General features: G+C 72.5%; 14 protein-coding genes. 8 read left to right on the top strand and 6 right to left on the bottom strand.

The genetic code is table 11. The features are described from left to right. The first annotated feature begins 31 nt into the window (after nt 1–31). The 3 genes from ACFYPR_RS13640 (at nt 32) to ACFYPR_RS13630 (ending at nt 4,391) form a co-directional block, all read left to right on the top strand. Complete coding sequence (locus ACFYPR_RS13640) at nt 32–1,567, top strand: NADH-quinone oxidoreductase subunit M (RefSeq protein ID WP_387260170.1); 1,536 nt, start codon at nt 32–34, stop codon at nt 1,565–1,567. Further along, nucleotides 1,564–3,117: an NADH-quinone oxidoreductase subunit NuoN gene (nuoN, locus tag ACFYPR_RS13635; RefSeq protein ID WP_387260167.1), complete on the top strand. Its 1,554-nt coding sequence runs from the start codon at nt 1,564–1,566 to the stop codon at nt 3,115–3,117. The genes ACFYPR_RS13640 and nuoN overlap by 4 nt, the downstream gene beginning before the upstream one ends. 188 nt (nt 3,118–3,305) lie before the next feature. Further along, the gene (locus tag ACFYPR_RS13630) at nt 3,306–4,391 is read left to right on the top strand and encodes a polyprenyl synthetase family protein (RefSeq protein ID WP_387260164.1); all 1,086 of its coding nucleotides are present in this window, start codon (nt 3,306–3,308) and stop codon (nt 4,389–4,391) included. Between the two features lie 55 nt (nt 4,392–4,446). On the opposite strand, the gene ACFYPR_RS13625 is transcribed toward ACFYPR_RS13630, so the two are convergent. Beyond that, nucleotides 4,447–5,685, bottom strand: coding sequence for an MFS transporter (locus ACFYPR_RS13625; RefSeq protein WP_387260161.1), 1,239 nt, complete (start codon nt 5,683–5,685; stop codon nt 4,447–4,449). Nucleotides 5,686–5,839: 154 nt separating this feature from the next. Between ACFYPR_RS13625 and ACFYPR_RS13620 the strand changes: the two genes are divergently transcribed. After that, entirely contained in the window at nt 5,840–6,622 is a 783-nt protein-coding gene (locus tag ACFYPR_RS13620) for an IclR family transcriptional regulator C-terminal domain-containing protein (RefSeq protein WP_354860437.1), read from the top strand. Between the two features lie 110 nt (nt 6,623–6,732). Here the strand turns inward: ACFYPR_RS13620 and ACFYPR_RS13615 are convergent, their stop codons facing one another. Next, on the bottom strand, nt 6,733–8,862 hold the full coding sequence (locus ACFYPR_RS13615) for a PhoX family protein (RefSeq protein WP_387260158.1): 2,130 nt from the start codon (nt 8,860–8,862) through the stop codon (nt 6,733–6,735). Nucleotides 8,863–9,099: 237 nt separating this feature from the next. Between ACFYPR_RS13615 and ACFYPR_RS13610 the strand changes: the two genes are divergently transcribed. After that, entirely contained in the window at nt 9,100–9,594 is a 495-nt protein-coding gene (locus ACFYPR_RS13610) for a sigma-70 family RNA polymerase sigma factor (RefSeq protein ID WP_234584867.1), read from the top strand. After that, entirely contained in the window at nt 9,591–10,310 is a 720-nt protein-coding gene (locus ACFYPR_RS13605; RefSeq protein ID WP_354860435.1) for a zf-HC2 domain-containing protein, read from the top strand. Before ACFYPR_RS13610 ends, ACFYPR_RS13605 begins: the two co-directional genes overlap by 4 nt. A 42-nt stretch (nt 10,311–10,352) precedes the next feature. On the opposite strand, the gene rarD is transcribed toward ACFYPR_RS13605, so the two are convergent. The 4 genes from rarD to eccE all read right to left on the bottom strand — a co-directional run bounded on the left by rarD (nt 10,353) and on the right by eccE (nt 14,397). Beyond that, on the bottom strand, nt 10,353–11,279 hold the full coding sequence (gene rarD, locus ACFYPR_RS13600) for an EamA family transporter RarD (protein WP_355065359.1): 927 nt from the start codon (nt 11,277–11,279) through the stop codon (nt 10,353–10,355). Further along, entirely contained in the window at nt 11,276–11,773 is a 498-nt protein-coding gene (locus ACFYPR_RS13595) for a GNAT family N-acetyltransferase (RefSeq protein WP_355065361.1), read from the bottom strand. Before ACFYPR_RS13595 ends, rarD begins: the two co-directional genes overlap by 4 nt. Nucleotides 11,774–11,892: 119 nt before the next feature. After that, nucleotides 11,893–12,279 carry a phage holin family protein gene (locus ACFYPR_RS13590; protein WP_234584566.1) on the bottom strand — a complete coding sequence of 129 codons (387 nt, stop codon included), beginning with the start codon at nt 12,277–12,279 and terminating at the stop codon, nt 11,893–11,895. A 111-nt stretch (nt 12,280–12,390) separates the two neighbouring features. Beyond that, nucleotides 12,391–14,397 carry a type VII secretion protein EccE gene (gene eccE, locus ACFYPR_RS13585; RefSeq protein ID WP_387260154.1) on the bottom strand — a complete coding sequence of 669 codons (2,007 nt, stop codon included), beginning with the start codon at nt 14,395–14,397 and terminating at the stop codon, nt 12,391–12,393. Nucleotides 14,398–14,687: 290 nt separating this feature from the next. Between eccE and ACFYPR_RS13580 the strand changes: the two genes are divergently transcribed. Next, nucleotides 14,688–15,008 carry a WXG100 family type VII secretion target gene (locus ACFYPR_RS13580; protein WP_354860428.1) on the top strand — a complete coding sequence of 107 codons (321 nt, stop codon included), beginning with the start codon at nt 14,688–14,690 and terminating at the stop codon, nt 15,006–15,008. A 21-nt stretch (nt 15,009–15,029) separates the two neighbouring features. Next, on the top strand, nt 15,030–15,323 hold the full coding sequence (locus tag ACFYPR_RS13575; RefSeq protein ID WP_354860426.1) for a WXG100 family type VII secretion target: 294 nt from the start codon (nt 15,030–15,032) through the stop codon (nt 15,321–15,323). The last annotated feature ends 57 nt before the right edge of the window (nt 15,324–15,380 follow it).

The raw sequence follows: 15,380 nt of genomic DNA, 5'->3' as shown, positions 1-15,380 counted from the left end.
CACGCATCCACGACGGAGGTAAGGCCGCATAATGTCCAACTTCCCGTTCCTCTCGGTGCTCACCGTGGCGCCGCTGGTGGGCGCCCTGGTGGTGGCCTTCCTGCCGCGCCACCGGCCGGAGCTGGCCAAGCAGGTGGCGTTCGTCTGGTCGCTGCTGGTGCTGGTGCTCTCGGTGGTGATGTGGGTCAGCTTCAACGCGGGCGGTGACCGGTTCCAGTTCCGGGAGTCGTACTCCTGGATCCCGAACTGGGGCGTCAGCTTCACCTTCGCCGCCGACGGCATCGCGCTGGTGATGCTCATGCTGATCGCGGTGCTGGTGCCGCTGGTGATCCTGGCCTCCTGGCACGACGCGGAGTCCTCCAAGCGGTCCATCCCGGTCTACTTCGCGCTGCTGCTCATCCTCGAGAGCACGATGATCGGCGTCTTCGCCGCCGCCGACGTCTTCCTGTTCTACGTGTTCTTCGAGGTCATGCTGGTGCCGATGTACTTCCTGATCGGCAGCTACGGCGGCCACCAGCGGCAGTACGCGGCGGTGAAGTTCTTCCTCTACTCGCTTGTCGGCGGTCTGTTCATGCTGGCCGCGGTGATCGGCCTCTGGGTGGTCGGCGGGAAGACCTTCGACTGGCAGGCGCTGTCGCAGGTGGACATCAGCACCGGCACCGAGCGGTGGCTGTTCCTCGGCTTCTTCCTCGCGTTCGCCATCAAGGCCCCGTTCTTCCCGTTCCACACCTGGCTGCCGGACGCCGGTGGCGCCGCCCCGGCGGGCGCCGCCGCGCTGCTGGTCGGTGTGCTGGACAAGGTCGGCACGTTCGGGATCCTGCGTTACTGCCTGCCGCTGTTCCCGGAGGCGTCGAAGTGGTTCGCGCCGTGGGCGCTGGCGCTGGGCGTGATCGGCATCATCTACGCGGCGCTGCTGGCGGTCGGCCAGAACGACCTCAAGCGGCTCGTGTCGTACACCTCGATCGCGCACTTCGGGTTCATCGGGGTGGGCATCTTCGCCTTCACCACGCAGGCCGGCACGGGCGCGGTGCTCTACATGCTCAACCACGGTCTGGCCACCGGCCTGCTGTTCCTGGTGGTCGGCATGCTGATCTCCCGGCGTGGCTCGTCGTTGATCAGTGACTTCGGCGGCGCCGGCAAGCTGGTCCCGGTGCTCGCCGGTGTGCTGTTCTTCGCCGGTCTCGCCTCGCTCGCGCTGCCCGGCACCGCGCCGTTCATCTCCGAGTTCCTGGTGCTGATCGGCACGTTCACGGTGAACAAGCCGGTGGCGGTCATCGCCACGGTCGGCATCATCCTGGCGGCGGCGTACGTGCTGTGGATGGTGCAGCGCACCACGCAGGGCACGCTCAATCCGGCGCTGACCGAGGTCGACGGGATGCGCCGGGACCTCAACCTGCGCGAGAAGGTCGTCATCGCCCCGCTGGTCGCGCTGATCGTGCTGCTCGGCTTCTATCCCAAGCCGGTCACTGATGTGATCAACCCGGCCGTCCAGGCGACCATGGACGACATCGGCAGAACCGACCCGGCCCCGTCCGTGGGCGGCACCGTCCAGGAGGCGGCAAAGTGACCGAGTTGAAATTGCCGTCGCTGGACTACGCGGCACTCGCCCCGATCATGATCATGCTGGGCACCGCGTTGCTCGGTGTGCTGGTCGAGGCGTTCGTGCCGCGCCGCTCGCGGCACGTGGTGCAGCTGACGTTGGCGCTGCTGGCCGTCCTCGCCGCGCTGACCATGGTGGTCCTCAACGCCGACGACCGGCTCGTCACGGCCGGTCGGTCCATCGCGGTGGACGGGCCGACGCTCTTCCTCCAGGGCGCCATCCTGGTGCTGGCCGCGATGGCGCTGCTGCTGATCGGTGACCGTTCCGTCGAGCGGGGCGGCGCGTTCGTCGCCCAGGCTGCGGTGACCGCCGAGTCGGCCGACGACCGGAAGCAGGCCGAGGGGCGCAACGGGCTCACCGAGGTGTACCCGCTCGTCACGTTCGCGATCGGCGGCATGCTGATCTTCGTGGCGGCGAACGACCTGCTGACCATGTTCATCGCGCTGGAGGTCTTCTCCCTGCCGCTCTACCTGCTCTGCGCGCTGGCCCGCCGCCGGCGTCTGCTGAGCCAGGAGGCGGCGATGAAGTACTTCCTGCTCGGCGCGTACGCCTCGGCGTTCTTCCTGTTCGGGGTGGCCCTGATCTACGGCTTCACCGCAGGTGTTCCCGGCCGGTCGGCCGGGGTCGACTTCGCCACCGTCAACGCGGCGGTGACCGAGTCGCCGGCCAGCCCGGTGCTGCTCTTCGCCGGCATGGCGCTGCTCGCGATCGGTCTGCTCTTCAAGGCCGCCGCGGCCCCGTTCCACGTGTGGACGCCGGACGTCTACCAAGGTGCGCCGACCCCGGTCACCGGTTTCATGGCCGCCTGCACCAAGGTCGCCGCGTTCGGCGCGCTGCTGCGCGTCTTCCACGTCGCGTTCGAGGGCGGGGGCTGGGACTTCACGCCGGTGCTCGGTGCGGTGGCGGTGCTGACCATGCTGGTCGGCGCGGTGCTCGCGGTCACCCAGACGGACATCAAGCGGCTGCTCGCGTACTCCTCGATCGCCAACGCCGGCTACCTGCTCGTCGGCGTGCTCGCGCCCACCAAGCTCGGTCTCACCGGCACGATGTTCTACCTGGTCGCCTACGGCTTCTCGGTGCTGGCCGCGTTCGCGGTGGTGACCCTGGTGCGCGACGCCGACGGGGAGGCCACCCACCTGTCCCGCTGGGCCGGGCTGGGGCAGCGCTCGCCGTTCTACGCCGGGCTGTTCACGTTCATCCTGCTGGCGTTCGCCGGTATCCCGCTGACCAGCGGCTTCACCAGCAAGTTCGCGGTCTTCGGGCCGGCGTGGGAGAGCGGGCACGTGTGGCTGGTGGTGGCCGGCGTGCTGACCAGCATGGTGCTGGCGTTCCCGTACCTGCGGGTCGTGGTGATGATGTGGCTGTCCGAGCCGGGCGAGTCCACGCCGACGGTCACGGTGCCGGGCGGCCTCACGTCCGCCGCGCTGATGGTCGGCGTGCTGGCCACCCTGGCGCTGGGTGTCGCCCCCGGTCCACTGCTCGACCTGGCTACCGGAGCCGCAGAATTCGTGCGGTGAGACGTACCTCGGACACCGGGGGGGGGGGGGGGGGGGGGGGGGGGGGGCGCGCGGCGCGGCCCCCCCCCCCCCCCCCCCCCCCCCCCCCCCCGGCCCCCCCCCCCCCCGCGCGGGGCCCCCCCCCCCCCCCCCCCCCCCCCCCCCCCCGCTGCGTATCCCCGACCCGGAGCAGGTCGAACGGGTGTGGCATGGTTGATGGTGTGGTGATTCCGGCTGGCGAGCGTTCAGGTGCCACCGGTTCCGGCGGTCGCCGGGGTCGGGCGAGCACGAGTCAGTTCGGCGCGCTCGGCCTCCATCTTGCCGATCCCCGCGTCGAGGCGTCCGTGCTGGGGCTGCTGGACGCGGTCGAGGTCGAGCTGCGAGCCAGTGTGGCCAGCGCCGACCCGTTCGTCACGGAGGCGGCCCGGCACCTCCTGGAGGCCGGCGGAAAGCGGTTCCGGCCGCTGCTGGTGGCCCTCGGCGCTCAGTTCGGCGACCCGTCGGGCGCGCAGGTGGTCCCGGCGGCCGTGGTGATGGAGCTGACCCACCTGGCCACCCTCTACCACGACGACGTGATGGACGAGGCCGCCGTGCGGCGGGGCGCACCGAGCGCCAACTCGCGCTGGACCAACTCGGTCGCCATCCTGGTCGGCGACTACCTCTTCGCCCGCGCCGCGGACATCGCGGCCGATCTGGGCCCCGAGGCCGTCCGGTTGCAGGCGCGTACCTTCGCCCGCCTGGTGCACGGTCAGATCGCGGAGACGGTGGGTCCGCGCGCCGGGGAGGACCCGGTCGCGCACTACCTGAGCGTGATCGCCGAGAAGACCGGGTCGCTGATCGCCACGTCGATCCGGTTCGGCGGCATGTTCGGCGGCGCCCCCGCCGAGCAGGTCGAGGCCCTCGCCGGCTACGGCGAGACCATCGGCGTCGCGTTCCAGCTCACCGACGATCTGCTGGACATCGCGTCCGAGTCGGTGCAGTCGGGCAAGATGCCCGGCACGGACCTGCGCGAGGGTGTCCCGACGCTGCCGGTGCTCTACGCCCGTGCGGCCGACGACTCCGACGCCGCGTCGGTGCGGCTACGGGAGATCCTGGCGACCGGCCCGCTGACCGACGACGCGCTGCACGCCGAGGCCCTGGGGCTGCTCCGGGAGAGCCCGGCGCTCAAGCGCGCCCGGGAGACCGTACGCAGCTACGCCGAGGACGCCCGCGCGCGCCTGACCCCGCTCCCCGCGAGCGCGTCACGCCAGGCGCTGGAATCGCTCTGCGACTACATCGCCGACCGCACCAGCTAACCCCCACCCCACCCCGGCCCCCCACCCCCCGGCCGTCACTCGGTTGATCATGAAGTTATTGCCGCGACACGCCGTCTGATCGGGCAATAACTTCATGATCAACGGCGCCAGGGCGTGCGGCGGTCAGGAGGCGGCTGCCCATCAGCATGAGGGCGGCGGCGAGCAGCATCGCCACCGCTGCGGTGGCCCACATGGCCGGGTAGCCGAAGTGGGCGGCGAGCGGGCCGAGGCTCAACGGGCCGAGGCAGCCGCCCGCGTACACCCCGGTCTGTGTGATCGAGGTGGCGGCGGCCGGGGCCTGCGGGTGCAGCCGGACCACCGCGAAGTTCATGAGGCCGGGCCACGCCCAGCCCAGGCCGAAGCCGAGCACCACGCCGGCCACCAACGGCCCCGGGCCGGCCACCGCGAGCAGACCGAGCCCGGTCGCCCCGACCACCAGCATCGCGGCGATGAGCGCGACGTGACCGCTGGCCCGGCGGTCGGCAAGTCCGCCGGCGCCCACCCGGGCGGCCACGCAGACCGCGCTGCCCAGGGTCAGGGTGAGGCCGGCGAGGCCCGGCGAGAGACCCCGGGCGGCGGCCGAGTCCACCAGGAAGGTGCCCAGCGCGTTGGCCGCGCCCGCCGCCAACGTCGCCGCCGCGCCGAGCACCACCAGCGCCGTCGTGGCCCGGCCCGCGCGCGTCGCGTCGGCCCGACGGTCCCGGCCGGGCAGCTGTCGGGGTACGGCCGGCAGCGTCGTCAGCGCCGCGACGGCCGCGACCACGAACGCCCAGCGCCACCCGGCGGTGAGCGCGATGGTGGGCACCGCCGCGCCGGCCAGCAGGGTGGAGACCGGAATGGCCGCCTGCTTGACACCGAACGACAGCCCCTGCCGGTTCGGGGGCACGTGCTGGGCCAGTGCGGCGTTGCTGGCCAGTTGGCCGAGGGCGTTGGCGGCGGCGCTGAGCGCCAGCAGAGCGAGCAGCACCTCGTACGAGCGGGCGACCGCCGCCACGGCCAGCATCGACCCGGAGGCCAGCACGATGCCGCAGCGGGCCACCACGGCCGGCCCGTACCGCTCGACGAGCCGGCCGGAGGGCACCGAGGCCAGCGCGCTCACGCCGAAGTAGACGGACACGGCCAGGCCCAGGCCGGCCGGGGAGAACCCGAGGTCCGCTCCTATCTGCACGGCGAGGCCGCCGAGGAGGAAGACGGGCAGTACGCAGGCCACGGTGGTGGCGACGGCACCGGCACTGGCCCGGATCGGGCGGGTCCGGGCGCGGTCTTCAGCGGGGGTGAGGGCGGTGTCGGTCATCGTCCGGCAAACCTACGCGAGTCAGACTCGGACCACTCCTGGTGACCAGTGGCATACGAGGAGTGGATGGTGATCTGGCATCCTCGACCCGAACAGGCATTTCGCACCCGGCCTGTTTTTCATATGGTGTAAGTCCCCGGCGGCGGAGGTGGTTGTGCGCGACCCCTTGGCAGAACCCTCGGACCTGATCCGCAGCGTGTCCCGAGCACTGCGGGTGCTCGAGTCGGTCGGTCGCGCTCCGAAGGGCCTGACCGTCAAGCAGATCGCCCGACGGTGCGAGCTGACCGTGGCCACCACCTACCACCTGGTCCGCACGCTTGCCTACGAGGGCTACGTGATCCGTCGGGAGGACGGCACGTACATCGTGGGGCTGGAGGTGGCCGACCGTTACCGCGAGCTGGTGACCGCGTTCCGGGGCCCGCCGGTGGTCGGTGAGACGTTGCGCCGGGCCGCCGTGGACACCGGCTACAGCCACTACCTGGGCCGCTTCGTCGGCGGTCAGGTCGCCATCACGGCGGTGGCCGAGGGGCACCGCTCGCCCTACCTGGAAGACCTGGTCCCCGGCTTCGACGAGGGGGCGCACGCGACCGCCCTCGGCAAGTCCCTGCTCGCCACCCTCACCACCGAGCAGCGTTTCCGCTACCTGCGCGAGTACGGCATGCGCTCGTTCACCACCGCGACGCTGACCACCACCGAGGCGTTCGAGGCCGACCTGGCCGCCGGCGACCGGCGCGGGATGCAGCTGGAGCTGGGGCAGTTCCGCCAGGGCGTGGCCTGCGCAGCGGTGCTCGTCACGCCGGACAAGGACATGGAACGTCGGGTCGTGCTGGCCTGCGCCCTGCCGGCGAGCGAGATGATGACCTCCGCTCGGGTCGTCCGGGCCAAGCTGCTCACCGTCGCCCGCACGGTCGCCGACGGCATCGCCGCCGACCACTGACGCGCCGGATGCCGAGAGGCCCTCTCCCGGGCTGGGAGAGGGCCTCTCGGGGCGGTCCAGCGCCGAACCGCCGGAGCAACGTCAGCGGCCTGCCGGCCGCGGGCGCACCGTCAGCTGCCCACCGGGCCGCCGTCGAGGCGCCAGGTGACCACCACGCCCGGCTTGGCGTAGTCGCCGTCCGGCCAGTTCGAGGCCGGGTTCTCCACCGACGCGCCGGTGATCTCACCCGGGTGCTGCACGGCGACGAAGACCGAGCGGTTGTCGCCGGTGATGAACGGGCCGCAGGTCTCGGCGCCGAGCGGCACGGTGAGGAACTGTTTGAGGTGACCCTTCTCCGGACCCTCGACGGCGGTGGCGAAGAGGCCGTCGTTGCTGCCCAGCGCGTTGCCGTCGGTGGAGATCCACAGGTTGCCGGTGGCGTCGAACGCGACGTTGTCCGGGCAGGAGATCGGGGAGACCTTGGTCTTGTCGTACCCGGCGAAGAAGGTCGACGGGTCGGTCGGGTCGCCACAGACGATCGGCAGCGACCAGGCGAAGGTCTCCGAGGTGTTGTCGTTGCGGTCCTCGACCAGCTCCAGGATCTGCCCGTGCTTGTTGGTGTTGCGCGGGTTGGCCTCGTCGGCCGCCGCCTTGCCTGCCTTGCCGCGGTCAGTGTTGTTGGTCAGCGCCACGTAGACCTTGCCGGTGAGCAGGCTCGGCTCGACGTCCTCGGGGCGGTCCATCTTGGTCGCGCCGACCTTGTCGCCGGCGAGCCGGGTGAAGGTCAGCACGTCCGCGGCGGTCATCCCGTCGACGAACGAGCGGTTGCCGCTGACCAGCTTGATCCAGCGACCCCGGCCGTTGAACGCGCCGTCGGCGGGGAGTTTGCCCGAACCGTCGATCTCGCCCGCGCTGGTCTGGTCGAGCTGCGCGACGTAGAGCGTGCCGGACTCCAGCAGCGTGAGGTTGTGCTTGCGGGCCGCCCAGGAGTTGCCCTTGAGGAACTTCTTCTCCGAGACGAACTTGTAGAGGTAGTCGAACCGCTCGTCGTCGCCCATGTACGCGACCACGTGCCCGTCCTTGGCGACGATGACGTTCGCGCCCTCGTGCTTGAAGCGGCCCATCGCGGTGTGCTTGCGCGGGCGGCTCTCCGGGTCGAACGGGTCGATCTCGACGACCCAGCCGAACCGGTGCGCCTCGTTGGGGTGCTTGGCCAGGTCGAAGCGCTCGTCGGCGCGCTCCCACTTACGGCTGCCGCTGGGGTAGCGGGACGCGGTGGTGATGCCGTAGCGGTCCAGCTTCGGCTTGAGGTCGGCCGGAGCGGCGTCCGCTCCGACGAAGTACTGGTTGAAGTTCTCCTCGCCGGAGAGCACCGTCCCCCAGGGCGTCACGCCACCGGAGCAGTTGTTCAGCGTGCCGACGACCGTACGGCCCTTGGGGTCGGCGGCGGTCTTCAGCCAGGCCGAGCCGGCGGCCGGGCCGGTCAGGTCGAACTTGGTGCCCAGCGCGGTGACCCGCCGGTTGTACGGCCGACGGCCGTTGTCCACGGGCTTCCACTGCCCGGTGCCGGCGACCCGCTCCAACTCCACCACCGACATACCGTGCGCGGCCATCGCCGTGCGCAGCTGCTCCACGGAGAGCCCGTCCAGGCCGGGGAAGCCGGGGAACATCAGGTCCTCGTTGGTGTACTCGTGGTTGACCACGAGCAGCGCCCGCCTGCCCTGCTTGTCCAGCGGCAGCACCCCGACGAAGTCGTTGTTGTAGCCGAACTGCTTCGACTGGGCGGCGGCGGTCTGGTGGTGCAGATCGAACTCCGGCGCGCCCGGCAGCACCGGGTCGCCCCACTTGATCACCACGGCGTGGTCGTAGCCGTTCGGCACGACAAGGGTGTCCAGCTTGTTCGGCGGGATCGGCTTGAAGGTCAGCGCGCCGCTGCCGACGCCCGTGGCGGGACGGCCGAAGGCGAAGCCCTCCGGCACGTCCGGGCTGGCGGGGGCCGCGGCGGCGGCGGGGGCCGCGCCGGCCAGCGCGCCGGCCGCCGCGCCACCGAAGCCGAGGACCAGGGCGCCGACGGCGCCGGCCCGGACGACGCCGCGCCGGGAGACCTCCGCGTTCACCACGTCGCCGAAGTACGCGTTGTCCGACGTGTTCGGGACGGGGTGGTCACAGGCGTTGCCGCAGCGGTACAGACAGGTCATGGCGTCACGGGTGCCATGACGGTTACCGGTCAACAGGGGGAGCAGCCGGGGACGGTCGCTCATGGAAGTGGCCTCCAGGAAAGTCGGTGGCACGACAGGCGGCGTACCAGCCGGACGCTAGGAGGACGTGGTGAGCGGTCGTCGGCCGCGATGTGAACCAGGCGTGAACACCTGCGCGGGGACCAGCGGTCTGACCTCGGGCTGAACCGTTCGGCGTGACCGCACGTATTCCCGAGCGGACACACCGCCGGACGCGCGCCCGGAAGTGAGGAGACCGCCATCAGCGACCATGACGCCCAACTGCTGCGGGCGCTGCACGACGAGCACGCGGAGGCGCTGTACGCACACGCCCTGCGGCTGGTCAACGGCGATCGGCAGCGGGCCGAGGACCTGGTGCAGGAGACGCTGCTGCGGGCCTGGCGGCACCCCGAGTCCCTCGACCCGCGACGCGGCTCCGTACGCGCCTGGCTGTTCACCACCGCCCGTAACCTGGCCATCGACGCCTGGCGGCGACGGTCCACCCGGGTCGGTGAGGTGTTCACCGACGAGCTGCCCGAGCCGCCCGAGGTGGTCGACGAGGCAGAGCGTGCGGTGGAGGCGTGGACCGTCGCCGAGGCGTTGAACCGTCTCAGCCCCACCCACCGCGAAGTGCTTGTCGAATGCTTCTACCAGGGGCGGTCGGTGGCCGAGGCGGCGTCGCGGCTGGGCGTGCCGCCGGGCACGGTGAAGTCGCGCACCCACTACGCCCTGCGCTCACTACGGTTGGTCCTGGCCGAGATGGGGGTGACGGGATGACTCGGTGCGAGTTCGCGCACGACGACGGCGCGTACGTGCTGGGTGCCCTGGCCCCCGCCGAGCGGGCGGCCTACGAGCGGCACCTCGCCGGCTGCGCCTCCTGCCGGGACGCGGTCGCCGAGATCGCCGTCCTGCCCGGACTGCTCGGTCGCCTCGACCCGGCGGGCCTGGAGCAGTTCCTGCCGCCGCCGTCCCCGCCCCGGGTGCCCGCGCTGCTCGAGGAGGCCCGGAGCCGCCGGCGCCGCGAGCGCGCCGCGACCCGTCGGCGGTACGCCCTCACCACGCTGGCCGCCGCCGCGCTCGCCCTCGTGGTGGGTGTCGGCACGGCCGCGGTGCTGCCCCGACCGGTCGCCCCGCCGGTCACCCCGGGGGCACAGGGCACCCGCCCCGCCCCGCAGGTGTCGATGGTCGCCATGCGGCCGGTGGCCACCGCCGGGCCGGTGCACGCCGAGATCGGGTTGGCCGGCAGCAAGTGGGGCACCGAGGTGACCATGCACTGCGGGTACGACGCGCGGACGAGCTACGGCAAGGCGTACCCGTTCCGGCTGGTGGCGCACGGCCCGAACGGCAGCAGCGAGCAGATCGGCTCCTGGCTGGCGGCCCCCGGCGACGACCTCAGCTTCACCGGCGTCACCCGCTTCACCGACGCCGAGCTGGTCAGCGTGGAACTTCAACGATCCGACGGCACCCCCCTGCTGACGTACGCGGTCCCCTAACCCGCGCGCCCCATCGCGGGGGCACGGCCAGGGCGGGGTGGGTCAGGGGGTTGGGACGGGGCTCGGGAGACGAGGGGTGCTGCGGGACTGGCGGGCCTGACGGGCCTGGCGAATGGCGTCGGCGGTGAAGACCACCAGGGCGAGCCAGACCAGTGCGAAGCCGGCGAGGCGGGCCGGCGGCATCGGCTCGTGGAAGATCAGCACGCCGCAGGCGAGCTGGAGGATCGGCGCCAGGTACTGGATCATGCCGAGGCCGGTCAGTGGCAGCCGGTTGGCGGCCCCGGCGAAGAGCAGCAGCGGGATCGCGGTGGCCGCGCCGGCCAGCACCAGCAGCGCGGTGTGCCCGGCCGAGACGTGCCCGAAGGTCAACCCGCCATGCCGGTTCAGCCAGGCGAGATAGCCCAGCGCGGGCAGCGCCAGCACCGCCGACTCGACGAAGAGCCCCTCGGCGGCGGGCAACCCGAGCTGCTTCTTGATCAGGCCGTAGCCGGCGAAGCTGAACGCCAGGCTCAGGGCCAGCCAGGGCAGCCGGCCGTAGTCGACGGCGAGCACCGCGACGGCCGACGCGCCGATGCCCAGCGCCACCCACTGCGCCGGGCGGAGTCGTTCCCGCAGCACCGTCACCCCGAGCAGCACCACCACGAGGGGGTTGATGAAGTAGCCGAGCGCGGTCTCCACCACCCGGTTGGAGCTGACTCCGTAGATGTAGATGCCCCAGTTAATGGCGATCAGCGCGGACGCGGCGACGATCCCGGCGACCGTCCGGCGGCGGCGTAGCAGCGCCCGCAGGAAGCCGATGTTGCGCAGCGCGCCGAGCAGCAGGGCCACGAAGAGCACCGACCAGACGATCCGGTGGGCCAGGATCTCCAGCGGGCCGGTGGGCCGCAGCAGCTTGAAGTAGAGCGGAAAGAAACCCCAGAGCAGGTACGCACCGATGCCGTAGAGGTATCCCAGGCGGAGTGGCGTCACGCCTCCACCGTAAGGGGTGAACCTCCGCTTTGTTCCTTTCCGGTGATCGGAGTCACCGGTGGCCGCCGGTCGAGCTGCATCCACCGCTCCGGAACGTCCAACGGGGTGAAGCCCACCCGCGCGTACACCTCGTGCGCGTCGTTGGTGGCCAGCAGGATCCGGCGTACGCCCAGCTCGGCCAGGTGGTCGCGGACCGCGCCGGCCAGCCAACCACCCAGCCCGAGGCCCCGAAAGGCCCGGTCGACGTACAAATCGCAGAGCCAGGCGAAGGTGGCGCCGTCGGTGACCACCCGGGCCACCGCCACCTGGCGGCCGTCCCCGGGCCGGTAGACGCCGAACGGCAGTGACCCAGCGAACGCCCGCACGACCGTCTCCCGGTCACGCCCCAGCGCCCAGTACGCGTCGGTGGACAGCCAGTGGTGTATCCGGTCCAGGTCGAGCCGGGCGGGATCGGTGCTGATCAGGTGGCCGTCGGCGCGGGTTAGCGAGAACACGCCTGCGAGGCTAGCCAACCCGACCGGCTCGCAGACCCGCCAATTCCCGAACTCTGGTCGCCGCACCGCCCGGCCCATCGGGAGCCGGGCGGTGCGGGTCGGTGGTGGTCGGTCGCCGGTCAGTCCCGGTCGAGAACGGCGCCGAGGATCCAGGTCACGATGCTCACGAACAGGGCGCCGAGCACGGCGGCCGGCCAGAAGCCGTCCACCGAGAACGGCAGCCCGGCCTGGTCGGCGATCCAGCTGGTGAGCAGGAACAGCAGCCCGTTCACCACAAGCGCGATGAGACCCAGGGTGAGCAGGTAGAAGCCGCAGCCGACGGTCTTGATGACCGGCTGGAGCACCGCGTTGACGACACCGAAGATCACCGCCACCAGGATCAGCGTGGTGACCGTCTCCACCGCCGAGGTCGACTCCAGGTCGATGCCCGGAATGAGCAGTGTGGCCAACCAGAAGGCCAGCGCCGTGGTGGCCAGCCGAATCAGCAACCCTTTCAGAAAACCCATGGCCGGGATCGTGCCACGGACCACTCACCGGCGTAACCCACCAGTTGACCATCCAGGACGACGCGGCCCAGGGCGGGCCCGGCCGCAGCTGGGCTCGGCGCCCCCGTCGGCTCAGCCGCGCGCCGGCCGGCCGATCAGCTGGGCCTCGATCGGGGTGGGGGAGAGCAGCGCCCACCGCAGGGCTCGGCGATTCACCACCGCCACCATGTCGTCCCGGATCCGGGTGAGCCAGTCGGCCGACCCACCCAGCCCCAGCGCCGCGCCGGCCAGCGCGGCCTCGGCCGCGTGCAGCGGCTGCAGCACCGCCAGGTCGGCGCGGCTCAACGCGTCCACATCGGCCGGGGTCAGCTCGTCGCGCACCACGAGAGTGGCCCGCCACGCCGGACCCGGCTCGGTCTCGGCCGGCGCCGGCCCGGCGTCGACCACCAGCAGCAACGGCTGGAGCGCGGTGCCCACCGAGTCAGCGACCGGTCGGCCCGGCGGGATCAGCGGGATCGTTCCCCCCGGAGCGCCCACACCTCGCACGAACGGCTCCCAGACACGGGGTCGCGCCGTCTGCACCACCACCAGCGCGCCCAGGGCCATCGCCCGCAGCGCCACCAACTGCGCGGCGCGCACCCCGCCCACCAGCATCACCCGGGTGCTCTCCGGCCGGAACAACCGCACGGTGACCGCACCGCCGTGCCGGTTGGTGCCGACCATCATCCCCGCCTCGCCCAGGGTCAGCTCCCAGTCGTCAAGCGCCACCGCCGATTGCCCCCCGGCGCTGGTGAGCGCCACCGGCAGCGTGCAAGCCAGCCCGGTCAGGTGCGCGCCGTCGAGTCTGCGCAGCGTCCCGCCGACGCCGCTGACCAGTCGGCCCAGCGCGTCGACGGCCACGGTCAGCTCGGCGGTCGACGCCGCGGCTAGGCGTACGGCCATCTCGGTAGGCGCCGTCCCGGTGCCGGCGGCCGGCGGTGGCCCCACGCAGAGCGACACAGTCGTCGCGGTCGCCGGCAGCGCGAGCAGCCGGGGCACCAGCCGCCGCGCGGCCGGGGCGCCGGTCTGCGGCCAGTCGACCAGCCGGAACGTGGCCTGGACGAGAGCGCCCGAGCGGAGCAGCGGCCACGACTCCCGCACCGGCTGGCCGTCGTGGTGGGCCAGCTCGCCCAGCACGCGCAGCGCCGCCGGTACGCCGAGCGGCCGGGCGGTAAGCGGCCCGAGTCGGCGGACGATCCGGCGTACGGTGCCGGCGAGCGCCCGACGCAGGGCCTCCTGCGTCCACCCGTCCGCCCGCAGCACCCGGACCGCCAGCACCGCCCGCTCCCGCCCGGCGAGCCGTCCGTCGGTGAGCTGCCGGTACGACGTGCCGACGGTGCCACCCGCCGTCGGGACGGGTGCCGGCGTCCCGCTGAGGAGCAGCTGGATCCGCAGCGGCGGGACGTCCGGACCGGGCGTCGGCAGCAGCGCGGCCGGCGCGGGGATCGCTCGGGACGCGTCGCCCAGCAGGTCGCCGGGATCGCCGAGCTCCAGAAGCGCCACCATGCCGCCGGTGTCCTCCAGCACCGCCGCCGGCCCGCCGGACAGCTCCGTCGAGTGGACCACGGCACCGGGTGCGACCAGGGCGAGCAACTCGGCCGGGCCGGGCTGCTGGCCCAGCACACGGCGCCGGGTCACATGCCCGGCGGCGGTGCCCAGCCACTCGAAGAGCCACCGGCCGCGGACCCGGACGCCGGCGACCGCCACGAGGAGCGCCGCCACCAGCAGCGCGGCGACGGTGACCGGCGTGCCCCGGCCCAGCGCGGCGAGGACGACCGCGACGGCGACCTGCCCGGTGACCAGTTGACCCGCGCGGATCCCCGCGCCGCGTCGGCTGAACGCGGCCCACCGGCCGCGAGATCGTCGATCGAGTACGCGATCCCTGGCTGCCCCCGACCCGGGGACGCCGAGGGCGGCCGGCGCGGTGTCGACGGCTACGGTCGCGGTTGCTCCGGTGTCGACACCCGGCGCGGTGCCGACAGACGTGGTTGTTCCGACGGCGGTGGCGCCCGACCCGGCTGTCGGGGCGCTGGCGGCCGGGACCGGGCCCCAACCGGGCCGGCTCGCCGGCTGCGAGCCTCCGGTGGTGATCGGCGACACCGCGCCTCCTCGACCAGTTGGGACGTGCCGGGCGGCCGACCGCCCCGGGATTGCCCGTCACGCGCCGCGACGTGGCTGCCGCACATCGTAAGCGACCGATGGCTGCCGTGGTTGTCCACAGGGGAGGCGCGTGGGGTAGCAGAACGGCTACCGGGCCGCTACCGTCAGCCACGAAGTTCATCGCTGACCCGCGTCCACCCATGCTCGTCGACCGGGCCACGCGATCGGTGCGCTCCCACGGTGGGCGCACAGCCGGCCAGGCACGACCGAGGAGACGAGGTGATGTTCGGGTGTCCCAGACCCAGGCAGAAGCGGCGGTGATGCGACAGACCGCCGCGAAGTTCGAGCAGGTGGACCAGTCGTTGCAGTCCATGCTGACCGGCCTGCTGGCCGAGCTGGAGGTGTTGCAGCAGGCCTGGCGCGGTGCCGGTGGGCGGTCGTTCGAGCAGGTCAAGCGGCAGTGGTCAGAGGATCAGGCCGCGTTGCACCGGGCCCTGCGGGAGACCGCCGGGGCCATCCGCACCGCCGGCCGACAGTACGACGTCTCGGACGACGAGGCGGCCAGCCGGGTGGCCGGCACCAACCGCGGCGGCATCCAGCTGCCGCTCTGACCTGCCGGAAGGGGAGTTCCGATGGACCACGGTGTGCTGGTCGTCAACTTCGCCGCGCTGCAACAGGCTGGCGCGGACATTCAACGGGCGCTGAACACGCTCGACTCGCAGCTCGGCCAGCTCGAACGCGACGCCGCGCCGCTGGTGTCGGCCTGGGCGGGTGACGCCCGACAGGCGTACGAGCAGCGCCAGGCGCGGTGGCGGTCCGCCTCGCAGGACCTGCAGGCGATGCTGCGCGCCATCAAGGTGGCGGTGGACGACTCCGCGGCCGACTATCTGGACACGGAGAAGAAGAACACCGGGCTGTTCCAGTGACGCCGGTGGGCCGGGAGCGCTGACCGTGCCCGCGTCGGCGCCCCGGCCACCCTCCGA

It is taken from the genome of Micromonospora sp. NPDC005254 (assembly GCF_042872525.1).
Lineage (GTDB): Bacteria > Actinomycetota > Actinomycetes > Mycobacteriales > Micromonosporaceae > Micromonospora.
Note: the sequence above shows the minus strand (reverse complement) of the source record. Positions and strands in the feature narration are given on the sequence as shown.

Excerpts from the sequence above, each read along its gene's own strand:
- ACFYPR_RS13640 (WP_387260170.1), top strand. The coding sequence starts at position 32 with ATGTCCAACTTCCCGTTCCTCTCGGTGCTCACCGTGGCGCCGCTGGTG.
- ACFYPR_RS13625 (WP_387260161.1), bottom strand. The coding sequence starts at position 5,685 with ATGACCGACACCGCCCTCACCCCCGCTGAAGACCGCGCCCGGACCCGC.
- ACFYPR_RS13630 (WP_387260164.1), top strand. The coding sequence starts at position 3,306 with ATGGTTGATGGTGTGGTGATTCCGGCTGGCGAGCGTTCAGGTGCCACC.
- ACFYPR_RS13575 (WP_354860426.1), top strand. The coding sequence starts at position 15,030 with ATGGACCACGGTGTGCTGGTCGTCAACTTCGCCGCGCTGCAACAGGCT.
- ACFYPR_RS13615 (WP_387260158.1), bottom strand. The coding sequence starts at position 8,862 with ATGAGCGACCGTCCCCGGCTGCTCCCCCTGTTGACCGGTAACCGTCAT.
- ACFYPR_RS13605 (WP_354860435.1), top strand. The coding sequence starts at position 9,591 with ATGACTCGGTGCGAGTTCGCGCACGACGACGGCGCGTACGTGCTGGGT.
- ACFYPR_RS13590 (WP_234584566.1), bottom strand. The coding sequence starts at position 12,279 with ATGGGTTTTCTGAAAGGGTTGCTGATTCGGCTGGCCACCACGGCGCTG.